16 protein-coding genes are annotated in these 26967 nt (G+C 40.9%); 4 read left to right on the top strand and 12 right to left on the bottom strand.

Features of this window, described 5'->3' with window-relative positions:
* Positions 1-67: 67 nt before the first annotated feature.
* Genes rfaE2 through FBQ94_RS08615 form a run of 3 tightly spaced genes read right to left on the bottom strand, consistent with a single transcriptional unit; the run spans position 68 to position 4594 of the window.
* The gene (gene rfaE2, locus FBQ94_RS08605; protein ID WP_007223377.1) at positions 68-1564 is read right to left on the bottom strand and encodes a D-glycero-beta-D-manno-heptose 1-phosphate adenylyltransferase; all 1497 of its coding nucleotides are present in this window, start codon (positions 1562-1564) and stop codon (positions 68-70) included.
* Positions 1565-1593: 29 nt separating this feature from the next.
* Complete coding sequence (locus FBQ94_RS08610; protein WP_285442092.1) at positions 1594-2238, bottom strand: response regulator; 645 nt, start codon at positions 2236-2238, stop codon at positions 1594-1596.
* Positions 2231-4594 carry a PAS domain S-box protein gene (locus FBQ94_RS08615; protein WP_007223379.1) on the bottom strand — a complete coding sequence of 788 codons (2364 nt, stop codon included), beginning with the start codon at positions 4592-4594 and terminating at the stop codon, positions 2231-2233. Before FBQ94_RS08615 ends, FBQ94_RS08610 begins: the two co-directional genes overlap by 8 nt.
* A gap of 383 nt (positions 4595-4977) precedes the next feature.
* Here FBQ94_RS08615 and FBQ94_RS08620 point away from each other — a divergent pair, with 383 nt between their 5' ends.
* A complete protein-coding gene (locus tag FBQ94_RS08620; RefSeq protein WP_007223380.1) occupies positions 4978-6060 on the top strand; it encodes an MBL fold metallo-hydrolase in 1083 nt (360 codons plus the stop codon).
* 115 nt (positions 6061-6175) lie between these two features.
* Here the strand turns inward: FBQ94_RS08620 and FBQ94_RS08625 are convergent, their stop codons facing one another.
* The 3 genes from FBQ94_RS08625 to FBQ94_RS08635 form a co-directional block, all read right to left on the bottom strand.
* Positions 6176-6331 (bottom strand): hypothetical protein, encoded by a 156-nt coding sequence (locus tag FBQ94_RS08625; RefSeq protein WP_007223381.1) that lies wholly within the window; start codon positions 6329-6331, stop codon positions 6176-6178.
* 142 nt (positions 6332-6473) lie between these two features.
* On the bottom strand, positions 6474-7244 hold the full coding sequence (locus FBQ94_RS08630) for a sulfite exporter TauE/SafE family protein (RefSeq protein WP_007223382.1): 771 nt from the start codon (positions 7242-7244) through the stop codon (positions 6474-6476).
* Positions 7245-7259: 15 nt separating this feature from the next.
* Entirely contained in the window at positions 7260-8309 is a 1050-nt protein-coding gene (locus FBQ94_RS08635; protein ID WP_007223383.1) for an NAD(P)/FAD-dependent oxidoreductase, read from the bottom strand.
* Between the two features lie 457 nt (positions 8310-8766).
* Between FBQ94_RS08635 and FBQ94_RS08640 the strand changes: the two genes are divergently transcribed.
* Positions 8767-10170 (top strand): glycosyltransferase, encoded by a 1404-nt coding sequence (locus FBQ94_RS08640; protein WP_285442093.1) that lies wholly within the window; start codon positions 8767-8769, stop codon positions 10168-10170.
* Positions 10171-10268: 98 nt separating this feature from the next.
* Positions 10269-11054 carry an RluA family pseudouridine synthase gene (locus tag FBQ94_RS08645; RefSeq protein WP_007223385.1) on the top strand — a complete coding sequence of 262 codons (786 nt, stop codon included), beginning with the start codon at positions 10269-10271 and terminating at the stop codon, positions 11052-11054.
* A 146-nt stretch (positions 11055-11200) separates the two neighbouring features.
* Here the strand turns inward: FBQ94_RS08645 and FBQ94_RS08650 are convergent, their stop codons facing one another.
* From FBQ94_RS08650 to FBQ94_RS08660, 3 genes are all read right to left on the bottom strand, one after another.
* Positions 11201-13036: an immune inhibitor A domain-containing protein gene (locus tag FBQ94_RS08650; RefSeq protein ID WP_007223386.1), complete on the bottom strand. Its 1836-nt coding sequence runs from the start codon at positions 13034-13036 to the stop codon at positions 11201-11203.
* A 280-nt stretch (positions 13037-13316) separates the two neighbouring features.
* Positions 13317-13979 carry a hypothetical protein gene (locus tag FBQ94_RS08655; RefSeq protein WP_007223387.1) on the bottom strand — a complete coding sequence of 221 codons (663 nt, stop codon included), beginning with the start codon at positions 13977-13979 and terminating at the stop codon, positions 13317-13319.
* A 343-nt stretch (positions 13980-14322) separates the two neighbouring features.
* On the bottom strand, positions 14323-16383 hold the full coding sequence (locus FBQ94_RS08660; RefSeq protein WP_007223388.1) for a purple acid phosphatase family protein: 2061 nt from the start codon (positions 16381-16383) through the stop codon (positions 14323-14325).
* Positions 16384-16628: 245 nt separating this feature from the next.
* Here FBQ94_RS08660 and FBQ94_RS08665 point away from each other — a divergent pair, with 245 nt between their 5' ends.
* Positions 16629-20261: a PAS domain S-box protein gene (locus FBQ94_RS08665; RefSeq protein ID WP_007223389.1), complete on the top strand. Its 3633-nt coding sequence runs from the start codon at positions 16629-16631 to the stop codon at positions 20259-20261.
* A gap of 76 nt (positions 20262-20337) precedes the next feature.
* Here FBQ94_RS08665 and FBQ94_RS08670 read toward each other — a convergent pair whose 3' ends face one another.
* Genes FBQ94_RS08670 through FBQ94_RS08680 form a run of 3 tightly spaced genes read right to left on the bottom strand, consistent with a single transcriptional unit; the run spans position 20338 to position 26089 of the window.
* The gene (locus FBQ94_RS08670; protein ID WP_007223390.1) at positions 20338-21771 is read right to left on the bottom strand and encodes a TolC family protein; all 1434 of its coding nucleotides are present in this window, start codon (positions 21769-21771) and stop codon (positions 20338-20340) included.
* A 4-nt stretch (positions 21772-21775) separates the two neighbouring features.
* The gene (locus FBQ94_RS08675) at positions 21776-24937 is read right to left on the bottom strand and encodes an efflux RND transporter permease subunit (protein ID WP_007223391.1); all 3162 of its coding nucleotides are present in this window, start codon (positions 24935-24937) and stop codon (positions 21776-21778) included.
* 12 nt (positions 24938-24949) lie between these two features.
* The gene (locus FBQ94_RS08680; RefSeq protein WP_040544664.1) at positions 24950-26089 is read right to left on the bottom strand and encodes an efflux RND transporter periplasmic adaptor subunit; all 1140 of its coding nucleotides are present in this window, start codon (positions 26087-26089) and stop codon (positions 24950-24952) included.
* Positions 26090-26967 lie beyond the last annotated feature (878 nt).

Genomic DNA, 26967 nt, shown 5'->3' on the forward strand with positions numbered 1-26967 from the left:
CATTCAGATGTCGTATATCTTTACTCTTCATTTTCTTTTTAGCGTAGTATTAACCATGCATAATTTTTCATGATTCAGTTTCGTGGTATCTATCAATTATCCTGGAAACGATATTGGTAGTTGAAACATCTTTTACGAAAGGCGCAAAGATAACTTTTCCTCCGTAGGATTCAACAAATTCCTTGCCTACTATTCCGGCATTTTTCCAATCTTCTCCCTTTACGAGTATATCCGGCCGAATAGCTGAAATAAGATTCAATGGTGTTTGCTCATCAAAAAGAACTACATAAGTTATATCTTCCAATGCAGCGAGTATTTTAGCACGTTCTCTTTCAGAAATAAAAGGGCGACTAGGGCCTTTCAGGGATTTTACTGAACAGTCCGTATTTAATCCTACCACAAGCAAGTCGCCTTGCTTCCGGGCAAATCTAAGATATTCAATATGCCCGATATGTAATATATCAAAGCATCCATTGGTAAAAACAATCTTATCGTTTTTCTTTCTATGTTCGTTCAAAATACTTACCAGTATATCAATATCTTTAATTTTGTTCGATAGTTGATTTCTTCCGTTTATAAGTTCACTCACAATTTCACTCTTGCTGACCGGAGTTGCGCCAATCTTTTCCACCTCTATTCCTGCTGCAATGTTTGCAACCGGAGCAGCGTCTTCAAAACTATAACCACTTCCGACTATCATGCCGAATATACTGAGCACCATATCGCCAGCTCCTGTTACGTCAAATACCGTACGCGGAATAGTTGGTATAACCCTTCCGCCCCTATTTTTGTGGTATAAAAACATACCATCTTTATCAAGGGTAATAACACAATATTCCAGTGAAAGACCCGAAAGAAGCTTTTCTGCCGCCTGATTAAGATTATCCTTATCGATTATCTTTATTCCTGTGGCAAGCTCAGTCTCATTCCTATTCGGAGTTATAGCAGTAAAACCTTCGTAGCAGGCATAATCGCTTACAAGTTTGGGGTCTGCAATCACAATCTTTCTATATTTATTACAAAGCTTTACAATCGTTTGCAAAAATGAGTGAGAAAGTAATCCTTTATTCATATCAGAAACCAGAACAATATCACATATTTGTATGGTTTTATTTACATAAGCGTTCAATTGCGCTTCTATTTCTGAGGCTATTGTATGGATCTTCTCATAATCAACCCGTAGTAACTGTTGCACTCCCTTACCGGCTGTTTGTAAGTGTCCCATAAACCGTGTCTTCAGAGTAGTTGGCCGGCTTTTATCGATAATAATGCCTGTAGTATGAACTCCCATATTCTTAAAAATGTCCAAAAGGATATTTCCATGAGTATCGTTACCGATAATTCCGCAGACAAATACTTCTGCACCTAACGTTTGAAGATTGCTTACAACACTTCCGGCCCCGCCTGCCCGAATATCTTCTGAAGAAACATTAATAACCGGTATAGGAGCTTCTTGTGAGATACGCCTTACCTCACCCCATACATACTTATCGAGCATCAGATCTCCAATAACTAATATCTTGGGAGAACCCAGATTTGAGATAATATTGAGCAGATTATCCATCAACGTAAAACTCCTGTAAAAATAATATTTTATAAAACTTTACTATCCTGGTTATTCTGTATTACCGTATCATCAACTTCTTCATCCAGGAAGTAAGATATTTTAATATTGAGAGAAGAGGATAACTTATCAAGGGTCATAAGGGAGGCTGCTATTTGCCCATTTTCAATCTGAGATAACAGACTCGGCGACAAACCTGTGCGATCTGCCAATTGCTTCTGGGTAATTTTTTTACTTTTTCTTATAGATTTAAGCTTTTTCCCTACAGAACTTTTGAGCTTATCTTTTGAGCTACCAATAAGGCAATATGTCTTTTGTGCAGTATTGAGTGCTTTTCGTAAATCGTTTAAATCGAATGGCTTCTTTAAATAGTCAAATGCGTCGAGTTTCATAGTCTCAACCGCAGTCTTAAAAGAAGGATATCCTGTTAGGATAATAACACAAATATTGCTGTGTTTCGCTTTAATCTCTTTCAGTAATTCCGTACCACTTATTTGTGGCATCTTCAAATCTAATATAACAATATGGAACCTTTCCTGCTCTAAGGCTGATAAGGTATCCATCGGTTTTGTTATACCTTTCGTGATGTATCCTTCGTCAGACAGGAATTTCGTTAAATATAAGTTATAGTCTTTATCGTCATCTACAACTAATATCTTTATTCCTCTATCCATCAACCGTCACCTTTCCAAAATCTATTGGTAAATTGATATCAAAGGTAGTGCCTCTACCTACCTTACTTTTAACACAAATGGTACCATGATGTCTTTCTATGATTCCGTAGGTAATAGACAATCCGAGTCCCGTCCCTTTCCCTACTTCTTTCGTTGTAAAGAAGGGATCAAAGACTTTTGATAGATGATCTTCAGAAATACCTTCTCCGGTATCTTTAAAACTAATCGTGATCATCTTTTTATCTTTTTGGACTGTTGTTATTGAAATAGTATCGCCACGTTCTGTAGCATCATCAGCATTAATCAATAAATTCATAAATACCTGTTGTAATTGTTCTGCAAAACCACTGATCTTTGGTAAAGATGAGGACAGTCTTAAAACGATATTTTTATCTTTTGCAGTAAACTGTTCAATAATAAGGGCAACCGTATTCTTTATTAATTCATTGATATGAACAGGTTTTGGCTGCTCATTTCCCTCAAAGTGAGATAATTCAAGCAAGGAATCGACGGTTTTCTCTATACGCTTTGTTACTTTTTGCATAGTCTTAAATTCTTTTACGTTTTCCTTCGTAAAGGAATTATTCCTTTCGAGAAAGCCCTGTATCATACCGGAAAGGATAGCAAGAGGTGTGTTGATTTCGTGAGCAACACCGGCTGCAAGTCTCCCAATTGAGATCAACCTATCTGAGTGTATGAGCTGCTGTTGAAGCTTTTTCTGTTTTTCTTCCACCTGCTTTTTATTCGTAATATCCTGAATCAACTCCAGTACCTGCACAACTTTTCCATCCTTATCAAAAATAGGCGAACTAATTACATTACAAAACTTTTTCTTGTGATGGTTATAAATAACCCGCTCAATTTGATTTATTTTTCCTGTCTCAAACACCTTAATCGAAGGGCAATCCACAGGCGGAGACTGGAGATGACAATAGGTATCGAAACAGGTATGGTTTACTATATCCTTTCCTAAAGGATGATGCTCGATTAACCGTTTATTCGCCCAGCATATTTTATTATCTCTGTTAATTACAAAAAGATCAGCGCCTATTTCACTCACAATATTATCGAGCTTTTTCTTTTCCTCTTTTAATTCCGTTTCGAGATTCTTCCTTTTCGTTATATCCCGGAAGTGTGCCAGCAGATATAAAATATTCCCCTCTTCTTTCACAACGGTCATATCTAATTCCATCACTAAAATCTGTTGATGTTTACTAATAACTTCAATTTCTGTTGTTGGAACCTTGCTGTTGACTGCAAGAGCAAGAAGCTCTGCAACCAATTTTTTTGATGTCTCAGGCAAGAAATCATAAACGTATTTACCCAAAAGTTCTTCCATTTTGTAGCCAATAATTTCTTCTTCACGCTGGTTTATCGTAAGAATCTTTCCATGAAGATCTATCATTACCATAGAATCCGCGGCATGATTAAATAAAGTCTTATAGCGCTCTTCTGATGCTTTAATACGGTTAAACAGCTTTGTATTTTCAAGGGCAATGGCAAGCTGTGGCGCTATTTGCCAGAGATAATAGTTACATTGCTCATTAAAACTATTTACCTTTTCACTGCCAAAGGCAATAGCGCCAAGCACCTTTCCTTTATAGGTAAGGGGAAATCCACAGCGCGAATGTATTCCTTCTTTATAGAGAACTTTATCCGTCCAAAAACGGACTTTTTTTGTATCGTTGACAATAACAGGTTCTCCTGTTTTAATAATCTCTTCCAAAAGGCTGCCAGACATTGGAAAAGATTCACCTTCACCAATCTCACTGAAATTATAGGTTTTTGTTAATGCAAATACCTGGAACCAATGTCCTTGTTCATTGGAAATAATTATGCAGGCGCGGTCAAATGGTATAACCTTTTTCAACTCACCGCATACCGTTGAAAAGCTTTCTCTTATATCAAGGCTAGTGGCTATCGTCTTATTGATATTACTAATAATTTCTTTGTCTATAAGTGTTTTTTTGAGACTGGCCTCTAACTGCTGCTTATACAGCGCCTTTTCAATGGTCTTTTTTAAATAATCCGGATCAAACGGCTTCAGGATATAGTCAACGGTTTCCAGACACAGGGTATTTATCACCGCCTTTATCTTATTTTGATCAATCATAACAAGTATGATGGCATCAGATGAGGCTTCTTTAATTTTATTTATAAGCGAGATTTCACTAACGTCTTGCAATCTTAAGTCAAATAAAATTAAATCAACTTCATGTTTTTCAAGGATATGAACAGCAGCATCGCTGCCAGATACCACGTAAACATGATATCCATTCTCCTCCAAAAGGCCTTTGAGTGATACACACATCAGCTTATCGTCATCAATGATGAGTATATTGTGTCTCTTATTCATTTAAAACGTAGTCCGTGATGTTTATAAATATCGAACTTATGAAAACTTATTAATGTCGGCTATCTTAATACCGTAGAAAAACTATGTCAAGCAGAAAGCATGATTGTTCAAGTTGCGATATACGGAATAACCTCTGAATTAAAAACTATCTTATAAAAATAAATTATGATATATTTTATAAGCGTGCCAAATAACAATATTTTAATATAGAAAGGAAGGAAAATATACGGGAAATAAAATTTTTAAGGTAAAAATGTCGCCTGGCATATCTATTGGAGTGGCTACACTATAACTATAAGTCCGAAATTTTACCTGCTATCTTAAGTCTGAAAAATTTCCCTATTTACGGTTACTTCTCAAATCTAACCTATGAGGACATCTTAATGATATTCAGACAGTTAAATAAAACATCATGCAAAACCTATCTTATCGGCTCTGAAAAAACAAAAGAAGTGATTATAGTAGATCCTATCCTAAACCAGATAAAAGAATATATATCCCTTATTAAAAACGAGGGATTAAAACTAACACATGTACTGGATACCCATACACATGCCGACCATATTTCAGGCGCTGGCTCATTGGCAAATCAGATGGGCGCTGTATATGCTATGAACCAAAACTCACCTGTCCGCTGTGTGACTTCTTACATTCCAGATGGATTTGATTGCCATCTAAACGATATACCCGTAAAAGTTATGCACACACCTGGTCACACCAAAGATAGCATGTGCCTTATATTTCCAGATCGTATTTTAACAGGAGATACATTATTCTTAGACGATGGCGGAGCAGGACGTACTGATTTACCAGGCGGTGATCCTGCTGAACACTGGGAATCCCTCCAAAAGATTATGAGATTACCTGATCATTTAATTGTCTACCCAGCCCATGAATACCGGGGACGGGAGCCGTCAAGCCTGGGTGAACAAAAGAAAAATAATCCCAATTTACAACCTCGCACAAAAGATGAGTACATCAAGTGGCTCACCGATATGAAACCAGGACCTGCCGAATGGATGAAAGACGTACTTAAGGCTAACTATGCCTGCGCCAGTGATCCCAAAGCGGCATGGATTCCGGCAGACACACCAGCCTGCGAGATTAAGGGCACAGGATCTCCGGAAGTGAATGAACAGCCGGTCCCGACAATCCCGGCAGCAGAAGTGAAACGCCGTGTAGCGGCGAATCAGCTCGATGATACAATTATTTTGGATGTTCGGGAACCATCAGAACTTACGGGTAAATTAGGGGCCATTAAAGGTGCTCTTAATATTCCTGTCGACCAAATAATGCAAAGATTAACAGAGTTAGAAAAATTGAAGACAAAAGAAATTATTATGGTGTGCCAAAGTGGAGGTCGCGCCAACACTGCTGCCACCATCTTATTAAAGAAGGGATTCAAGAAGGTTTTCAACATGAGTGGTGGCATGACGGCCTACCGGCAGGCAGAAAAGACAGAGTAGACCTTTTGCATATCATGTAATCACAAAGGCCGTGGAGACAAAAGATCGTTAATATGATTATTGAAGCAATTGCACAGTAATAATACCGTCAGAAAGCTAAAAATGGTTGAAAATTTTATGGTATTGCTATCGGAAGCTGAGTAATTCGGAAGTGATGGTGTGATCCTGCAGAGGTTGCTTCAGCCGCATCCAGCACCCGCTTAAGGGAAGTTCTGCCCGGACTATCGATGTCTAAAAAACGATAACCATCCCATGTTGCCGTTCCGTACATTCGAATACGTCCCTCCTTCACAAATTCTTCAAGTACATCAAATGCCAGAGAAAGTCTGTGGTAAAATTCATCTTGATCCAGTCCAAAGGTTTTTACTGGGGAGATTCATGTAACCTCCTCAAAAATCAATCACCTTTTTCATCTACCGGGCAACAAGAAGCTTCACTACCATTGCAACAACACACATAGTAAGTATCATCCTGATAAACCGTTCACCCTTGCTTACAGCAAAATGACTGCCAACCAAGGCCCCCAGACCATTACCCATCGCTAAAATTAAACCTATCGTCCAATATATCTTGTTATGAGCTACAAATACAAGGAGCGAAAACATCGCATTGATGCCGGCAATAAACACCTTGTGACTATTCGTCTTTACCAGATTTAGTCTACCAAGTATATTGAGAGCCATAATAATGAGGAAACCAACACCCGCCTGAATAAACCCGCCATAAACTCCAGCGAAGAATAAGGAAACCATAATGACTGTGCGCCGTTTCCAACTTAGCTTAGATATATCCTCATGAGAGTAAGCATTGCCGTTCTTCCTCTGAATTGGGTTCCAGAGAATAAGTCCGAGAATGAGTATCATAACGACAGCCAATGTTCTTTTGAAGAACACATCGGGTATTCCTACAGCCAGTTGGGCGCCAATAACAGCCCCTATCAGGGGAGGACCTGACAATATAAGGCTTGTCTTAAAATCCGAGACACCCTTTCTCCGAAAGCCGGCAACTGCGAATACACTCTGAACGGTAATTGCCAGGCGGTTAGTTCCATTCGCCACGGCTGCCGGTAAACCAAGAAAGATAAGCATCGGCAGGGTAAGAAGTGAACCACCACCTGCAAGTGTATTCATAAATCCCGCTGTTACACCTACAACAAAGATAACAAAAAATTGCCATATTTCCATGTAAATTCAGCATCCTTATAATGGCATCAGCTCTCTACCTGCTATTTTAGAACCTAGCTTCCACGATGCTTTCGTCTGCCTTCTTTCCACTTTTGTTAGCTCAGTATAGAGTCCAAGAGCATCAATTCCTGATGTAAAACTCTTGCTTATTGCCTCGGCTGCAAGCAGGCCTGTAGATAGTGCACAAGAAATTCCCTCGCCAAAGGCATTTAAGAAGCCGGCAGCTTCCCCGACAAGCAGGATATTTCCCTTTCCCAGATAAAAATTACCTGTCGTACACATATCATTACCCAGACAACTCGCTTCCCGTACCAGATTTTTCAGCGTTAGACCAAACCTGTCTTTCAGCATTTCAGAATATTTCCGAAGGTAAGGATCTATCTTACCACCTTTTCTCACTGCAGTGCCAAAGACTTGTAAACCATTTTTTACATTATACCATGCATACACATCGCCATACTGTGAGTCCAGAAAACCATGATAAAAGTAAGGATCTAAATCAGAAGTACCCTCATAATAATTCTGATACGCAATAAACCATTTTAAGCCTTTTTCAAACTCTGGTTCAAGTCCAGCCCTGATCACAGACTTACTGCCTTCTGCACTTATTACATACCCGCACGTAATAGGTATCAGTTCATGACTGATTGTATCGTAGCACTCCAGGATTACAGAATTACCCAAATCCTTAAATCCTTTTAAACAACAGCAATCCCTGACTTCTGCCCCTGAATTTTTAATCAACCAAGAATCATAGTCTGAACGCCATACGTTTGGTGCGCCATTACCGTCCTTGTGGAATGGCCAATCTGAGAAATTTTTACTATCAGTCCAGAATCTGACACCCTTTAAAAGGTTTGGTGTAACGTATACTGATTCAGGGATTTTACCAAAATATCTTTCCATTATATCCTGTGATTTTTTAAAAATAATACCCGAACATATCTTATATCTGGGAAGTTTCTTTTTATCTATCACAAGCACCTTGAATCCTTCATTTACTAAACCTCTGGCTGAAGCTGCGCCGGAAGGACCGGCGCCAACAATGACAACATCATATTTCATCTACCAGTAACTCCTAAAATTGTTTTTAAGACGTATGATAACCCTTGCTAAATCGTTTAACATCTGATACATTGGTACGTAATCTAACAGGCGCAGTTCTTTTTTTTATATTAGTATTCTCTCAATTCTTAAGCTAAAGTCAATGCGCTTTTTCTCACTATTCAAATACATAACCTTAAGTTTTAAGAAATAAAAATTTACATTGATAAACAATAAGAGGTATGCTCGTTTGAGGTGTTATCGTATTATCTTTTAAATTTATTCTTAGAAAAAAGTTTTATCCTGCCACGGTCATTACTTACATAAGAAATACAGAAAGAGTACTTCCGTTGCTGCTTGCTGTACTATGAATACAATACTTTTAACCCTACTTATAATCTTTTACTTTCCGGCTGCATTATGGCTGTTTCTCTACGGTATGAATAATTATTACATGATCTACCTTTTTTTAAGGAAAGTGAAGAAAGAATCATTCCAAAATAAAGAATTCCTGAAAAGATTTTGGCTAACGAATAAAGATACATTGCCAAAAGTTACCACACAATTACCAGTCTATAATGAAAGATACGTAGTAGAACGTTTAATTCACGCAGTTGTGAATATCCATTATCCAAAAGAACTTCATGAAATACAGGTATTAGATGATTCTCAGGACGAAACAAAGGATATCGTAGCCGCCCTGGTAAAAAAATATAAAGATATGGAATATAATATAAAGCATATCTCAAGGGAAAATAGAATAGGCTTTAAGGCCGGCGCTTTAAATACAGGGCTCAAAATGGCAGAAGGAGAGTTCTTAGCAATTTTTGATGCCGATTTTTTACCTGATAAAGATTTTTTTTATAAGACCATTCCCTTTTTTTATGAAAAAGAAAAAGTTGCTTTGGTTCAGGCGCGATGGGGATATGTAAACAGAAATTATTCCCTTTTAACCATAGCACAAAGTATCGGTATGGATGGACATTTCATTATCGAACAAGGTGCCAGAACGTGGAATGGACTGTACATGAATTTTAATGGAACTGCCGGAATATGGAGGAAAGAAGCCATTATCGATTCAGGCGGATGGCACTATGATACCCTAACGGAAGATTTAGATCTATCATATAGGGCGCAATTAAAAGGGTGGAATACAAAATTTATTTTTGATGTTGTCGCTCCTTCAGAAATACCCATCGATGTAAATGCCTATAAATCTCAGCAACACCGATGGGCAAAAGGTTCAATACAAACTGCTAAAAAAATCTTACCTCAGGTTTTTAAGTCGAAAGATGGATTTATAAAAAAGATGCAGGCATGTATACATCTCAATCAATATATGGTCCACCCTATGATGATTGTTCTTGCCTTACTCTCTTACCCGTTAATGTTTCTCTTAAAACCAACAAATCGTATATCAGTCTCTTTCACTATGAAAATCGTGTGGTGTTTAATACTGTTGGGTACCTTTGCGCCATCATTTCTCTATATAATTTCTCAGAAAGTAAGCTGTAAAGATTGGTTAAAAAGATGTATTTTTATACCGGCACTTATGATTATAGGATGTGGTATTGCCATCAATAATACCAAAGCAGTAGTTGAAGCGCTCTTAAATATGAAAAGTGATTTCATCAGAACACCTAAATATGGCGTTATTAAACGGGATAAGATCACGGCAATAAAGAATTATGCATTAGCGGTAAATTTAACTTCTTTTGGTGAAATATTCCTGGGCATATATTGTCTCGCAGGATTTATACAATATTTAATGAATAAAGAATTTATCTTCGGATACTTCTTACTGATCTGCACTATAGGGTTTTTCTCTATAGGCACCCTCTCTTTTATAGAAAATATTAAAAGAAGAAGGGCAATGTATTAGACAGGCGCAAATCTCCTTCCATCCTCTTCTACAATTCAATTAAGCAAATGCCTGCGCACGTATTTACTTACACTTATAAAGATAGCACATACACGCTGTTGAATTTTATAGCCTATAAACTAGCCATATCGAAAAAGAGAGCAAAGCAACTGCTGGATAAACGACTGGTTTTTGTAAATAAGAGACGAATATGGATCGCCTCTTATCAATTGAACAGAGGAGATGTTGTTGAAGTCCTCACAGAAGACACACAACCCGCGCAATCTAAAAAAGGCGTTATCCTGTATCAGGATGATCATTATCTGATTGTCTCAAAACCTCCGGGTATCCTTACAAATGGCGCTGAGAGCCTTGAGAACAATTTAAAGATATATTTAAAAAATAATCGCATGAGAGCTGTCCATCGGTTAGATAAAGATACTTCTGGCGTCGTTATCTTTGCAATGAACAAAGGTGCCTTCGAGCATATGAAAACTTTGTTCAAAGGGAATCTTGTGAAAAAGGTCTACAGGGTTATTGTAAAAGGAAATGTGGGGATACAAAATTTTACTATAGATACACCCCTACACGGGCAAAAGGCTGTGACACATGTGAAGCTCTTAAAAAGAGGAAGAGACACCTCCTATCTGGAGGTGAATATCGAAACGGGCAGGACACATCAAATCAGAACCCACCTTGCCTCTGCGGGATATCCCGTCATCGGTGAAATGGAATACAATCGCAAACCAATTAAAAACCCCCTGTTGAGGCACATCAGAAGACAGATGCTTCATGCCTATCAAATAACGTTCTCTCATCCATACACTCACAAAACGATATCCATAACAGCAGAAATTCCTGATGATTTTAATCAAAATCTCAAAACCTTTGGCCTTGCAGAATAAAATATTCTGTAGCATATTTCATCATAAAAATGGAGGAAACGAAATCGATTATAGAATCGAACTGTTGAACAGTGAAGGTTTGACCGTGCCCCCATGCGATTCCATACCTGCAATTCGTCGAGTATTCACTGCCTCGGTCCGTCAGATCAAAAGGCGCTCTCCAAGGGCTCCAGCGTTATATCATCGAACCAGGCTTTACCGGTCACCAAGCTGCCATAAAAGCCTAGACGGCAGGCGAGTGTGACGATGGGATTCTCGGGACGGAAGGCAACACAGACTTGTGTCCAGTCGAAACTTCCGGACAGACTTTGGGAAAGAGTGAATCCTCCTATGATCGACACATTGGCCCCAACTGCCGCTTCAGGTCCGGTGGCAATATCCTGGCCCCGTATCCATCCCCGACACATATAGGTTTTGCCGGAATCGAGATTCGGCACCGTTTGAATCCACCTGGCATCGTTAGGCGCAGACGCCAAAATACTGACACTTCGTTGACCTTCCTTCGCAACGCTGGTCTCCCAGGTAAAGGTGGCGGCAGAGAATATATAGGCATCAGGCTGCCAGGCGTCCGGGGTCGGACTGGTACCCTGTTCGAAAGAGGGATTAGACAACACGTTGATTTGCGTCACATCTATTGGCAATACTGTGATGTCGAACACCAATCCACCGTTGGCAGCCCATCGCAGGTTGTCGATTTGAAATACGTTCTGGCCACCAAAATACGACCGCAATACAAGCGGTCTGTGCAGGTTAGGGTTCTCCGGATATAAGAAATCATCCAACTGAGGAACTTCGCCCGGAGCAATGTATCCATCGGCTGCTTCCAATTTGAGCAGAGGTGGGTCTATAGTTTGATTGGAACCTTCCAGCACATGATAAATGGCAAGTCCGTTATAGGGTGGAGCATTCGAACCGAAACCACTGTCCGGCCGGTGTCGATATTCGATCAGGAAATATTCATAGGTACGCGGGGTAGAAACACGCACAGCTTTCATACGTTCATCAGCGGACGGCAAATGGATACCGCGCCTGGTCCGGCGGACAACCTTCGGCTTGACCCAGCCGAGCAAGGTTCGTTCGTACGCGGTAAAATCCTGCGGAGGAAGTGTCCCGCTATTCGACATGATGGTGAGGTAATGGACCGTGTCGTAGCTAATATCGTCGTATTTCGAATCATACAGATCGGGTATACCAAGGGTGTGAGCAAGTTCATGGTTGAAGTTGCCAGTCTGAGCAGCAACGACGCTACCGCTATTTTGTTTATCAGTAAAATTGTTGACACCCGCATTGCGGCTGGTACCACCTTCCCCCAGGTAGTCATAATCCATTCCATTATTCGATGCGATAATCCACATGCTATCGACGACACCGTCGCGGTTTGCGTCATAGTCCGCTCTGTTGATCTGCTGCTTGGCAAGAGTGGCTACGGCTTCACGATAATCCCCCTCACTCGGATAGGCATCGGCCTGAAGGTTGACAGGCAGCGTCACACGAAGGATGTCCCACTGAAATTTCTCCAAGCCCCGGCTGAGCCAAGCCCAGTGCTCTTCCATCTTATGTAACTGATCGGAAAGTTCCGCAACATTGTTGATCCCTTCTCCCTGCCAATCTTCCAGGCGGGTATCGGCAAAATCGGCGATTACAGCAAGGCCCTTACGCCGGTGCAATCGCTTGATCGGAGGACCAGCCAGCATGCGGCTCGTAGCCGCCGATAAGGAATGCCCCGGCTCTGGAGCGGATGCACCGGACACAGTGCCGATAATGAGACCATCCTTGCTGCTCGGTACTTGGTGAGCAATTGCTTTATCCGCCACACCTCCATAAATGGCCAGGGCAAGGAAAGGAAAGAATAACGGTAGTGCCCACCTGGGGAAGCACATTCTCAATTGCATCAGGATGCGGCCGACTTTCGCCGCATCCACGTCCGTTGTTATCAGCTTATACCAACTAAACATCCCGTGTTGTTCGAATCGTTCGTCCATTGTCTTTTCCTCCTAACGTTGATTAAATTGATCCTCATAATATGCGGAATGTCGGTAATAGATAAATAACCCCTGTTGCCTGAACCCAGGCGGTAAACCGCCTGAAAGGCCGGAGTATAAGCTGCAGACGGCCTGCTCCGGTGCGAGATTAGGTGCTCTATAAGGATTGCCCAGTACCTGCCCACCTCTGTCCGTTCTTGCCCTTGGCCTTTTACCCCACAACCGAGGTCACCCCAAGCGGCTGTAACAGACGGAGACTATACCTCTTCAGGCTGTGTTCTTAATCTCTGATAACAACATCGACTTTATCGATCCCCCACGACTCATCCGTAATGTCTTCTTGCAATCCAGACATCCTAAACCGCAGAATTAAAGTGTCACCGGTGTAGGGTACCCGGAAGCGTAAACGATAGGTAGAATCTGAGAAATGAGAGGGATTAACGAGAGAATAGTGCAAATTGCCGATACGGTACGTGCCCGTCAGGGGTAGACTGCCTGGCCAAGGATAACTTTGGCTGCTCTGGGGAGGTTGAATTGGAATTTTGAGGTTGGAGAAACTCGTCGCGAGATGAAATGCTCCACTCGTGGTTCCAATACCACTAAATTGGAATGCCTCATCGCCGTCCATTGAGCGAATGACATACACATCAAAGGTGACTTCTGCTACCCCTTCCACTGGGACATCGGAAAGCGTCAGTACCACGGTATCGTTGCTCAAACCGTCATTGCTACCCGCACGGCCAAGAAAACGCTGACCTGATGGCGCAGTGTTTATACCAAGTGAAGTAGTAGGCGAAGTCCATTCAGGTTTGACAGTGGCATTTGAGAAATTATCATGGAAAGAAGTCTCTACCGCGTTTGCATTTGCTGTGGAGATGCAAAGCACTGCCAGCAGCACGGAGAAATAAATCCTCAATTTATTGATCTTTTTAGATGTACTCATAATTTAACGCCCCCCTCCTTTTCTCTATTGATTATTAGTAGTAAAAGAAACCCTCCTAATGCTGTCTGGTTTCCATCGTTGATCACTATAACTATACAATAATCATTAAAACAGATGTGTCAGATATCGTAGACTTGCAAAGCAAATACCGTAACATAAATAATACAGAAAGAGATTTTATGCATTATTTACTATGCATTAGATTTTAACCACTTAGGAATACAAAAGAACAACTATAAATAGCAATAGTTTTATTCAAAATGAGGCATGAAAAACGTGACATAGCGCACAGGTGTGACGGCACACAGTGTGTCACGGCACATTGTATGATCTGCACGCCTGTTTAATTATACTCCACATGAAGCAAGGGAGCACCAGCCTGGTCTCCCTCAAATGACTCTGCTATTCTCTTACCTGTCCCCGTAATAATCAATACCAGCGAGTTGCCGCTCGACCATCCGGAACGATTCACTATCTCTTGTATGACTGCGGCTATGTTGGGTGTCCGCTGATCAGGACCTGCTTGTCCCACAATCGCCCACGGTACGGGAGACCACGACACTGCCGATGTCGTTCTTGGTCTGGATGATATATTTTTCTTAAGAGAAGTAAATGCCGTAGCATTATCAACTTTTTCTCCCTGAATCGTGAGTGAAGGAGTTCCCGACGAGGTTGCCTCGTCTGCCTTGAATTGAATATAGGCATTGACGATTATAGCATTTTGAGGGATATCAACTCCGCTGAAGCGCATCCCTACTGTTTGGTTTCCACCATCAAAAACTAATTCAAGATCATCGCCGTTGAGCGCCATATTACCTTTAGCCTTCTCTTCCGCATCATCAGAACCAATTGAAACCCGAAAATCTTTAATTACGGAAACACTGCTCACAACAACTTCCACATCATCGCTTGCAGCCAACTCACCATCGTTGGCATCCAGGCGCAGTACATACGTGCCCGCATCTGAAAAGCTCGCCGTTGTAACAACAGCATTGTTATCGGTAAAAGTGACCGTACCTGGTCCGCTTACCTTACTCCATGTGGTGGTCACTGCACCCGGTGGATCTGGTAAGCCGTCATCCGTTACCGTACCATCCAGGGAAGCACTGCCGGACAAGGTGATTGTCTGGTCTGGCCCCGCGCTGACTACCGGCGGCCGGTTTGCCGAAGGAGATTTAGTAATGGTGAATCCATCGTCAAGTACGGTCCCGTCAGATCTCAGCGCCTGGAATGTCAATATATCATTATCAATAATAACGTGTGCAAATGAATACTCCGAATCGCATCGAATGACCCAGTCGGGTAGTGTGGTGGAGCAGGGATGAAGCCCCGCGCCACCGCCGCCAACCACGAGATAAATTTGTCCATGTCCGGCAGTAGAGAAATTATAAGCCTCCGGTCCGAAATTATTCGAATTATCTTTAATAAGAGCATTGTAAGCGAGTGGCTTAGTCCTGGCATAATTATGGTTATGGCCCTGGAATACCAGATCAACGTTGTATTTATCAAAGAGAGGCTGGAGGTTTGCCCGTAAGCTGGTAGAATCAGAGTGACTTCCTCCGCCTGAGTAAACATTGCGATGAAAACAAACAATAATCCATTGTATGTTGGGATCCGATGCAGCGGCAGCCAGATCACTGTCTATAAAAGCATACTGGACGCTGTCAGGATTTGTTGAGCTATCGGTATTTGAATCGATTGTCAAAAAATGTGCATTCCCAGCATTGTAAGAATAATATCGCTCGGTCAGAGTTCCGTTGGTGGGCATTGAAAAATGTGCCTGAGCGAAGCTATAAGGGGGATCATTGCCAGTAGTATCATGGTTTCCCCACGCTGGCATCAGGGCAGCCGAAGTGGCGTAAACAGATTGCTGTTCAATCCAGGTATGATAGCTGCTATCGGATGATGTATATGCAAGATCACCGGCTATAAGGTGTAGGCCGGCATTTTGTGCAGACAGAGCTGCATTAATAAGAATAGAATTCGGCTCTGTGTTTTTATCGCCTACGACAGTGAAAACCAAACCGCCGGTTCCCGATGTGCCTGGCGCTGGCGCAGTCCGAAAAGTATAATCCTGACTCCATAATCCACCATCATCACTTACACGATAATGATAAAGTGTATCCGGGGTAAGGCCTGTTAACTCGACGGTATGAATAGGTTCACCATGCACGGTATCCACGCCGGCAGTCATACTGCCATACAGGGTAGTTTCTCCGTACTCAACCATTGGCGGGCTATGACTGGTATCTGATGACCACATAACCGTCATAGAACTTGCAGGATCATGTTGCCAGGAAAGATGCACCTGGCTTACCGCCGCATATGCTTGTGATGAGAACATCAATATTGAAAAACCAAATAAGAACATGAATAACTTATGTAAAGGCCTGGTTGAATGCATACTTCAATTCCTCCTTATAAAGTCATTACATTAATAGGAAATTACTTATTTAGTTTACGTTTACTGCATGGTAAAACAAAAACGAAGGGATTGCAAGTTTTTTTGTAAGCTTTATTTTTCGGCAAAATACAGAAAAAGGATTTTGAACAGATAAATCACTTTATATTTGTAAGTACTTCATCTATACTTGACTTATGGTAATTACGGTAAAATCTCAAACCTTTTAAGAATTTTCGGCTAAAACAATGACTCCACAATTTCATCTTCGATGGGCCTCTTTGTTCAGGTCTTTTTCGAGAAGTTCTGGTATTATTGCCTTTATGGTAAGCCTCTCTGTGCTTGTCGGCTGGATATTTGATATTGCGGCCCTAAAGAGTTTTAATCTTGACCCCGCTACTACGATGAAGGCCAATACAGCAATCTCCTTTACCCTGGTTAGTGTTTCTTTATGGTTGATCCAGATGAAACGTGCAAACCAATGGACAAGTCGTATAGCACTAGGATGTGCATGTACCGTCTCACTCATAGGACTCCTTACGCTTATTGAATATTCGACTGGCTGGGATATTGGTATTGACCAATTAGTATTTCAGGATCATGGTATAGCCTTTGGAATATCTTCTCCGGGTAGAATGTCTCCCATTGCTGCATTGAATTTCTTTCTTATCGGAATAGCCTTAGTGTTTCTCAATACAAAGAACCAGAAACACTATCGTTTTGTACAAGTTTTAATCTTCATAATAATCTCAATTTCCTTTCCGATTCTTATAGGATATTTTTATAGTATAAAGCCTCTTTATCGCATTGCCTTTTATATAGGAATAGCAGTACATACAGCGATACTCTTCTTCATACTCTGCATCGGCATCCTTTCGCTCTATCCAAACCGTGGTCTCATGGCGTTGCTTACCAGTGTAAGCGATGGAGGACGCCTGGCACGTCGTCTGTTAAGTGCAACGGTTCTTATCCTGCCTTTTTTGGGTTTGCTAAGATTGTTAGGAGAACGACAAGAAGTTTATAATACCGAATTTGGTTTATCAATTCAGGTAGTATTCAGTGTCGTTATTTTTGTATTTCTTATCTGGCGGAGTGCCATAGCACTTGAGAGAAAGGGTATAGAATACAAGCAAACGGAAGAACAATTATATGAAGCAACCCAGAGACTGAAATTCCACATGGAAAACTCTCCCCTGGCTGTGGTTGAGTGGAATTCAGATTATCGGATTACCCGATGGAACGATAAAGCAGAGGTGATTTTTGGATGGAACAGCAAGGAGGTACTAGGCAAACGCATCGATGAGCTACGCTGGGTTTATGAAGAGGATTGGGACAAGGTACAACAAGTAATGGCTGACATGCTGGATGTCTCACGTCCAAGCAACATTAATAAAAACCGCAACTACCGCAAAGATGGCTCTGTTATTTATTGCGAATGGTATAACTCTGCATTACTTGATGCTTCAGGCAAACTTGTGTCTGTTCTTTCACTGGTATTGGATGTTACCGAACGAAAACAAATGGAAAAGAAGTTTCAGGAAAGCCACAGAACACTTGAAGCCCTTATGGAATGTATACCAGAAGGAATAACCATTGCTGATGCGCCAGACGTCCATACCCGTATGATTAGTAAGTATGGAATACAGTTAACCGGACGTTCACAAAAGGAACTTAAGGGTATTCCGGCAGAAATACACGTACAACAATGGGATATCTTACATCCTGATGGTATTACACCTGCCACTTCAGAAGAACTACCATTGACCCGGGCTACTCAAAAGGGAGAGGTAATAATGGATGAAGAATGGATCATACGCCAGCCAGATGGAAAAAAAATTACCGTACTTTGCAATGCCGGACCGATAAAAGACGAAAATGGCACTATTACGGGAGGTATTATCGCCTGGCGGGATATCACCGGACGGAAACAAATGGAGGAGGAAATAAGAAGTATTGCAAAATTTCCCTTAGAAAACCCATATCCCGTATTACGGATTGCTCAGAATGGTACACTTCTCTATGCTAATCCAACAAGCCAGCTTTTATTAGATGAATGGAATTGTGATATTGGTCAAAATATACCAGATTTTCTGTACCGATTTATCAGAGATGCCTTCGATTCCAGGAAAATAAGGAAAGGCATTGAAATAGAGTACAAGGATAAGGTATTCTCTTTTACCATTGTACCCGTAATGAATACCAACTATGTTAACTTATATGGGGCAGACATTACCGAGCAGAAACAAACTGAGAACAAACTGAAGAAACATGAAAAACAGCTTGAGGAACTGGTAAAGATACGCACTGCTGAGTTGGAAGTAAGCAATGAGCAACTCCACCAGAAAATTGAAGAACGTAAGCAAGCAGAAGATATATTAGAAAAAGAACGGCATTTCTTAAAGACTATCCTTGACACCATAGAAGTAGGAATCGTTGCCTGTAATTCACATGGTATCTTAACGCTTTTTAATCGTGCTACTCAGGAGCTTCATGGTTTACCCGTAGAACCTCTTCCCGCTGAGCAGTGGGCAGATCATTATGATTTATATCTTCCTGATGGTGTAACAAAAATGGAAAAGGACCAGATACCTCTCTTCCGCGCCCTTCAGGGAGAAACCGTTCGGGATGCAGAACTGATGATTATCCCAAAGCGTGGTGCTGTACGCTTAATGTTATCTAGTGGACAACCATTAATTGACCGTTATGGTAAGAAGTTTGGTGCTGTTGTTGTTATGCATGACATTACTGAACGCAAAAGGGCAGAGGAAGCACTTCGTGCAAGTGAAAATAAGTACCGTCTGCTTGTTGAGAACTTGCCACAAAGGATATTCTATAAGGACAAAAATCTGTCATACGTATCCTGCAATGAGGTTGCAGCGAGAGATTTACAGATCAGACCAGAGGATATCTCCGAAAAAACAGACTATGACCTCTTTCCAAAAGAACTTGCCGATAAATACAGGGCCGATGATAAAAGAATTATGGAGTCAGGAAAAAGAGAGGATATCGATGAAATATTTATTACCCATGGGAAAGAACTGGTCCTTCATACCGTAAAAACTCCCATAAAGGATGAAAAAGGGAATACGATTGGTATCTTAGGCTGTTCCCTGGATATCACCGAAAAGATTACTTTACAGAAGGAGGCAGAACAGTCCCGGCATCTGGCATCATTAGGTGAACTGGCAGCCGGTGTAGGTCACGAGATTAATAACCCGATAACAGGCGTTATCAACTGTGCACAAATGCTTTTTAATAAAAGTCAGGAGGGAAGCAGAGAAAGAAACCTTGCCAGCCGGATTATTAAGGAAGGAGACCGGATAGCAAGGATTGTCCACAGCCTTCTCTCCTTTGCTCAACCCGGTGGTAGAGAGAAAAAAGGTATTATCAGTATACATGAAATACTATCTGACACCCTCATACTAACGGGGGCGCAGTTGCGAAAGGAAGGTATCAGGCTAAAAATGGATATTCCTCAAACATTACCGAAAATCATTGCAAATGCTCAACTCATTCAGCAGGTATTCCTGAATGCTATTAACAATGCAAGGTATGCCCTGAATCAGAAGTATCCGGACACACACGACGATAAAATCCTTGAGATTTCAGGGGAAGAAGCAGTGTTCAATAATGGTCCTTCTATAAAAATTACCTTTTATGATCATGGTACTGGTATACCGGCTCACATACGGAATAAAGTGATGAACCCTTTTTTTACCACAAAACCAGCAGGTAAAGGAACTGGCCTGGGTCTGAGCATAAGCCATGGTATTATAAGAGATCATGACGGTAAGCTTATCATTGACAGCGTAGAAGGAAGATTCACGAAAATCTCAGTTATTCTCCCGGTGAAACCTTATGCAAGGCCAACAACGGTGTAATAGGGAGAATCTTCATATTGTCCATAAGGGAAAAGGAATGACAACTTCTTATTCAGTCCTTATGTTTTTCTTTTGTCTATCCCCAACCGCCACCAAGCGCCTTATAGATGTTTACACTAGCATTAAATTGTTGTTGTTTGATGTTTACTAATTCGAGGCGGGATTGCAGGGCATTTTGTTGTGTTATTAACACCTCCAGGTAATTTGCTCTGCCAGTTTTGAATAGTTCCGATGATATTTCTATTGATTGAGTTAAAGCCGTCACTTTTTTGGTTGTAAGGTTGTGCGCCTGTTCCAGATTTTTGATGCTATTCATCTCATTATACACTTCTATATAACCATTGATAATTGTTTTCTGGTAATTGTACAATGCCTCTATCTGTTTAGCGTGCGCAGTTTTAAATTGTGCTTTAATTGCACTCCGGTTAATTAACGGGACGGTTAAACTACCAAGTGCAGTGTATGCAATAGATTCAGGCGATCTCAATAAAAATGAGGGATTAAAAGCCTGAAAACCCAGTGCCCCTGTAATGTCTAAGGAAGGATAAAATGCTTTCTTTGCCGACTTTACATCTGCTTTCGTAGCCATCAGTTCAAATTCAGCTTGTCTTATATCAGGTCTGTTTTTTAATAAATCTGAGGGAATGCCTACTTTTACCTGAGCAGGAATTTCTTTTGAGAAAATTGATTTTTCACGGATGATAGGTTGCGGGAATCTACCCAATAAAAAATTTATTCTGTTTTCAGTCACGGTAATTCTTTGAAGGATTTCGACTTCCAAAGCCCTTGAATTTAACACTTGCGCCTCAAACTGCTGCACGGCTAGCTCATTGGCTGCGGCAGCTTGTTTTTGAATGGTAATAATAGCAAGCGCTTCTTCCTGTAGTTTGATAGTTTCTCTGATAATTTCTAATTCTTTGTCCAAACTTAATAATTCGTAATAGGCAATTGCTATTTCTGAAATTAAGTTGGTAAGCACTACATTTTTCCCTTCAATGCTACCAAGATAACGGGCAAACGCAGCTTTCTTCTTATTACGGAGTTTGCCCCAAATATCCACTTCCCATGTTGTTTGCAAACCGATAAAATAATCGGGAAGATCGTCAGGTACTATTTGCCCGGGGGTAATCTCGGTTGCTCTGTTTCCGGCGCCATCCATAGTATAGCGCCCGAATCTTCTTTGTGCAACAGAACCGACACCGGAAATTTCGGGGAACAAAGCCCCTTTCCGCAGTCTTAAATCTGCCCGTGCAATTTCAATTTTTTGCAAGGTCATCAATACATCCAGATTATTTTTTAAAGCTGTATCGATTAAACCGGTTAATGTAGTATCAGAGAAAAACTGCCGCCAGTCAATCTTTGCTGAATTTGTTAAATCTTTTGTATCTGCAAATGATTCAGGTATTGTTTTTAAGGTACTGTCTTCAATATTTTTTGTTATCTGGCAACCTGCCATAAGTGAGCATACAGCCACAAAACCAAAGGCTAATGTATTCTTCGATTTCTTCATTGTTTTAAATTACCTCGGTTAACGCTATTTCTTCTTTGGTTCCTTTCCTTGCAAACTTTTCTGCAAGAGTCGCAAAAGCTACATACAGACCCGGAATAATAATTACCCCGAATATCGTTCCGAACAGCATGCCTCCGGCTGCTGCTGTGCCAATAGTTCTATTGCCAACAGCGCCTGCGCCGGATGCAAGCATTAAGGGAATCAACCCGGCGATAAAGGCAAATGAGGTCATAAGGATTGGTCGCAACCTCACGGTTGCCCCTTCAACGGCAGCTTGCATAGGTGTGCGTCCTTCTCTGTGTTTTAATGAGGCAAATTCAACAATCAGAATGGCGTTTTTACCTAATAAACCGATAAGCATAACCATGGCTACCTGAGCATAAATATTGTTTTCTAAACCCATGATCATTAAAAGGAGAAATGCTCCGAATACCCCGGTTGGTAAAGAGAGAATAACGGGCATGGGCAAGAGAAAACTTTCATACTGTGCAGACAATAATAAATACACAAATACCAGACAAATAAGAAAAATATACACTGCTTCATTGCCTGCCAACACCTCATCGCGGGTTATACCTGCCCAATCTATATCATACCCTTTGGGCAATTTTTCTTTTGCCACTTCCTGAATGGCTGCAATAGCGCTTCCGCTGCTGTATCCTTCAGCAGCTTCTCCGTTCACCTCTGCCGATGGATACATATTGTAACGGGTTATCTGATCAACTCCATAAATCCTTTCTATTCTCATAAAGGCAGATAACGGCACCATTTCATCTTTATTATTTTTTACATACAACTTAAGGATGTCCTGGGGCTTGGCCCGGTATTCAGGTAATGCTTGTACCATTACTTTATACATTTGGCCAAAGCGGATAAAATTGGTAGCATATTCACTGCCTAATAAGGTTTGTAAAGTACCCATTGCATTATCAACCGTTACTCCTTTTTGAGCGGCTTTATCATGATCAATATGAACCATGTATTGCGGAAAGCTTGCATCAAAAACGGTGAAAGCCCTTGCTATCTCAGGCCGGTCTTTCAAGTCGTTGATAAACTGGTTGACCACCGTTTCCATTTTTTTTAAATCCCCTCTGCCGGTTTTATCCAACAACCTTAATTCAAAACCACTGGCATTTCCATAGCCCGGCACGGCTGGCGGAGGGAAGAATTCAGTCTTTGCGTCTTTAATGTGTTTCGTTTTTTCGGCAACAAGTTCAATGATGTCATTTACAGATTCCTTTCGCTCTTCCCAGTTTTTTAAGTTAATCAAGCAAGTGCCATAAGTAGCGCCTGTTCCATCGGATAAGATATTTATTCCTGCTAAGGAAGAAACCGACTCTATGGCTTCAATACTTTCACATGCCTTTTGCACTTCATGCACTACTTCTTTTGTCCTTTCTAAAGTTGAGCCGGAGGGAGTGGTAATGCTGGCATAAAATGTTCCCTGGTCTTCATTGGGAATAAACCCTGAAGGGAGGAACTTGCCTAAAACGCCTGTTCCAAGGCAAAATATCAGCAATACTGAAAAAGTTATAACCTTACGATTAGCAATGACGCCAAGTAGTCTTTGATAGCGTTCAGAAAGATTATTGTACCAGGAATTGAAACCGCCGAAGAAGCGATTCAGCAAAGATTTTCTGGTATGGCCACCATGGGCACGTTTCAATAATAGGATACAAAGAGCAGGGGTGAGCGTAAGTGCAACGATTCCTGACAGAACGATAGATATTGCCATGGTAAGGGAGAACTGACGGTAGAAAATACCGGTAGGACCCGACATAAAAGCCACAGGAACAAACACAGCCGACATAACCAGAGTAATAGCAATAATAGCTCCTCTGATTTCTCTCATCGCTTTTTCGGTAGCTTTCTTTGCTCCGATATGTGAGTGTTCCATTTTTGCATGCACCGCTTCTACCACTACTATGGCATTATCCACGACAATGCCTATAGCAAGAACTAATGCAAAAAGGGTAATCAGGTTTAAAGAGAAACCTAACAACTGCATGAAGAAGAGGGTACCGATCAATGAAACAGGTACGGCAATAGCGGGAATGAGTGTTGAACGCCAATCCTGCAGAAAAATAAATACTACCAACGATACCAGTAAAAACGCCTCAATCAGGGTTTTTAAAACTTTATGAACAGAAGCATCTAAAAAACGTGACACGTCATAACTAATCTCATAATCCATACCTTCAATAAAGGCGGATTCTTTAATCTCAGCTATTCGCTTTTTCACATTACTGATTACTTCAGTGGCATTGGAACCGGGCAACTGTTTGATTATGATGGAAGCTGTGGGTTTGCCATTAAATTTTGATTCTACATCAAAATCGACCGTACTAAACTCTACCTCAGCAATATCTTTTATGCGGAGAATTTCCCCGTCGGTATTTGATTTTATGGGGATGTTTTCATACTGGCCTTTATCTGTATACCTGCCTGTATATTTTACCACGTACTGTAATGCCTGTGCTGATTTATCCCTATCCGAACTAACTCCTACTTTACCCGGGGCAGCTTCTACATTTTGTTCCTGTAATGCTTCCCGTACGTCATCTGTAGAAATATTATAGGCAAGCATTTTATCGGGTTTTAACCAGATACGCATAGCGTATTCCCTGGCTCCCAATATATCTGCATAACCAACCCCATGAATTCTTTTTAATTCCGGCAGTATATTAATATCAGCAAAGTTGTACAGGAATTTTTCTTCCAAAGTAGGATCTTTGCTGAAAATATCTAAATACATCAGCATAGCCCTTTCTTCCTTCTCGATTTTTACACCATTTTTTATTACTTCCGAAGGAAGTTCATCCGTTACAACAGCCACCCTGTTTTGAACATTTACCGCAGCAATACTGGGGTCAGTACCTGCTTCAAAAATAATTTGTATTACACCCACACCATCGTTTCCCGAAACGGACGACATATATTTCATACCCGGAACACCATTGATAACACGTTCCAAAGGCACAATGGCAGCTTTTGTAACGGTTTCTGCATTGGCGCCGGCAAACTCAACGGTAACAATTACCGATGGCGGGGCTATATCGGGAAATTGCGTCATTGGCAATTGGGTTAAAGATAATACCCCCAGCAAGGTGATGATTAAAGATATTACTATGGATAAAATGGGTCTATGGATAAATTTTTCAGTCATTATGTTTCCTGTTTAGTTTTTAACCATCAACATGGTTTGTTCTTTTGATTGTGCCAGTATTTGTTTCATGGAAATAACTTCTGGAATTATCTTATCTCCTTCTTTCACCAGTTGAATACCTTCATAAACAATTCTATCATGGGAAGATAATCCGGATTCAATCACATACAAATGAGGGATGCGAAGCTTTGGAACAATGCTTTTCATTTTTACGGTGTTGGAGGAATCTACCGTAAATACATACACCTTGTCCTGAATTTCAAAGGTTGCTTTCTGCGGAATTATTAAAGCGTTTTTTTCTTCTCTTATTACCCTGACTTTGCCACTGGAACCATGTTTTAAAAGGAGATCCGGATTAGGAAAGCATGCCCTGAAAGCGATATTCCCGGTGTCTTTGTCAATTGTCCCTGCAACGGTTTCAATACATCCGTTAGAACTATGAATTTGATTGTTCGCTAATACTAACGTCACATCATTCTTCTTTTCTGAGTCTATGAGTGTGGTAAAGTCTAAATACTCTTTTTCAGATACATTGAAATAAGCAAACACCTCTTTGTTATCTGAAAGGGTAGTTAGCAGAGTTCCTTCATCGACTAAACTTCCGACTTTATTGGGAATCCTGTCAATTATTCCATTAAATGGCGCTCTTATGGCTGTATAAGACAGATTTAATTCAGCGCTTGCTACATACGATTTTGCTTCATTAACCTTTGCATGAAGCGCATCCAGTTTCGATCGAGCCCTCTTAAGCTCTGTTTTTGAGACGATATTTTTTTCTACCAGCATTTTTACATTCTGTAAATCAAGTTCGGCAGCTTTTGCATCTGCAAAGGCACTTTTTAGCATTGCCTTAGCTTGCAATAAATCTATTTCATACTTCTGACTGCTTAAACTAAAAAGAATTTGTCCATCCTTTACAATTTCACCTTCGTCAACATGGATTTTTTCAATATATCCTTTAACCCTGGTTCTTATCTCTACGTGTTGTAAAGAATGTATGTCTGCGACATAATCATTCGTATATACCGTATCCATAACAACAGGATTGGTAACAGGATATTTTTCCCGATTATCGGTAATTTCTTTTTCTGATGAGCATGCGGGTATGAGTAAAGCAGCGCATACACTCAAATACATAGATGCTTTTTTCATAGGAATAATTCACAATATAAGGTGATAGGAAATTGTCTTTTCTTAAGGATAACAGTAAATCAAAATAAAAAAACAAAAGATAACAAGAAAAAGTTCCCAGGATGACTGGAAATTAATTTTTCCTTTTCCAGGATGTCCGGAACATATCAGGTAAAAACCTTATGGGATGGAAAAGGTATGCCGGAGAAGTGATTTTTTTTGAAATTCTTGCCACCAGGAGACCGGATCATCTAAGGTAAGCGGTTTTTAAGCGACAGGGTGCATCTCATATGCATCAAGCTATAGCAATCCAACAGATGAAACCGAACAGAATGTGAGGAAAGTTGAGTCTTTGGCTAATAGGTAAGTGTATGAAATGGAGAGGATTCTGAAAATGTCATTGCGAGGGTAGTGTCCGAAGCAATCCCTTGAATATTTTAGAAGAGATTGCTTCGGAAAAGACCCTCGCAATGACAGACTGGGTAATCCTTCTTCAGTTGATGATATGTTCGGTTTCATCATTTGGATACTATAAGCTCTCGTAGATTGCTGGCTTGTTCCCAAACCATGTCCTCATGTAAATAAGGAAGAGTTTGGGAATAAGCTACCCTCGCGGGTTCAATTTTGTAAATTGAAGCTCCTTGCGGGTTGTAGAGTAAAACACTGGCGTAGTGGCTACAGGCTGAGGTTTGTCTTCCCCGTTTCTCTCCGTTTCCTCTGAGAGTGTCACACGATCACAGCCATACCCTATTTCCAGCATCTTCTCGTCAAACCGTACGTGAGGTTTTCCCTCATACGGCTTTCCTGTCGTTTCTTCTTCCGTGGCGTCTTGCTGACATAGGTCTTGCCTTCACGGTTTCTGGTGAGTCTAAAGTCAAACCCCAGGAAACTGAAACATC

The organism is Candidatus Jettenia sp. AMX1 (assembly GCF_030263775.1).
GTDB lineage: Bacteria > Planctomycetota > Brocadiia > Brocadiales > Brocadiaceae > Jettenia > Jettenia caeni.

Excerpts from the sequence above, each read along its gene's own strand:
- rfaE2 (WP_007223377.1), bottom strand. The coding sequence starts at position 1,564 with ATGGATAATCTGCTCAATATTATCTCAAATCTGGGTTCTCCCAAGATA.
- FBQ94_RS08610 (WP_285442092.1), bottom strand. The coding sequence starts at position 2,238 with ATGGATAGAGGAATAAAGATATTAGTTGTAGATGACGATAAAGACTAT.
- FBQ94_RS08615 (WP_007223379.1), bottom strand. The coding sequence starts at position 4,594 with ATGAATAAGAGACACAATATACTCATCATTGATGACGATAAGCTGATG.
- FBQ94_RS08620 (WP_007223380.1), top strand. The coding sequence starts at position 4,978 with ATGATATTCAGACAGTTAAATAAAACATCATGCAAAACCTATCTTATC.
- FBQ94_RS08625 (WP_007223381.1), bottom strand. The coding sequence starts at position 6,331 with ATGTACGGAACGGCAACATGGGATGGTTATCGTTTTTTAGACATCGAT.
- FBQ94_RS08630 (WP_007223382.1), bottom strand. The coding sequence starts at position 7,244 with ATGGAAATATGGCAATTTTTTGTTATCTTTGTTGTAGGTGTAACAGCG.
- FBQ94_RS08635 (WP_007223383.1), bottom strand. The coding sequence starts at position 8,309 with ATGAAATATGATGTTGTCATTGTTGGCGCCGGTCCTTCCGGCGCAGCT.
- FBQ94_RS08650 (WP_007223386.1), bottom strand. The coding sequence starts at position 13,036 with ATGGACGAACGATTCGAACAACACGGGATGTTTAGTTGGTATAAGCTG.
- FBQ94_RS08655 (WP_007223387.1), bottom strand. The coding sequence starts at position 13,979 with ATGAGTACATCTAAAAAGATCAATAAATTGAGGATTTATTTCTCCGTG.
- FBQ94_RS08660 (WP_007223388.1), bottom strand. The coding sequence starts at position 16,383 with ATGCATTCAACCAGGCCTTTACATAAGTTATTCATGTTCTTATTTGGT.
- FBQ94_RS08665 (WP_007223389.1), top strand. The coding sequence starts at position 16,629 with ATGACTCCACAATTTCATCTTCGATGGGCCTCTTTGTTCAGGTCTTTT.
- FBQ94_RS08670 (WP_007223390.1), bottom strand. The coding sequence starts at position 21,771 with ATGAAGAAATCGAAGAATACATTAGCCTTTGGTTTTGTGGCTGTATGC.
- FBQ94_RS08675 (WP_007223391.1), bottom strand. The coding sequence starts at position 24,937 with ATGACTGAAAAATTTATCCATAGACCCATTTTATCCATAGTAATATCT.
- FBQ94_RS08680 (WP_040544664.1), bottom strand. The coding sequence starts at position 26,089 with ATGAAAAAAGCATCTATGTATTTGAGTGTATGCGCTGCTTTACTCATA.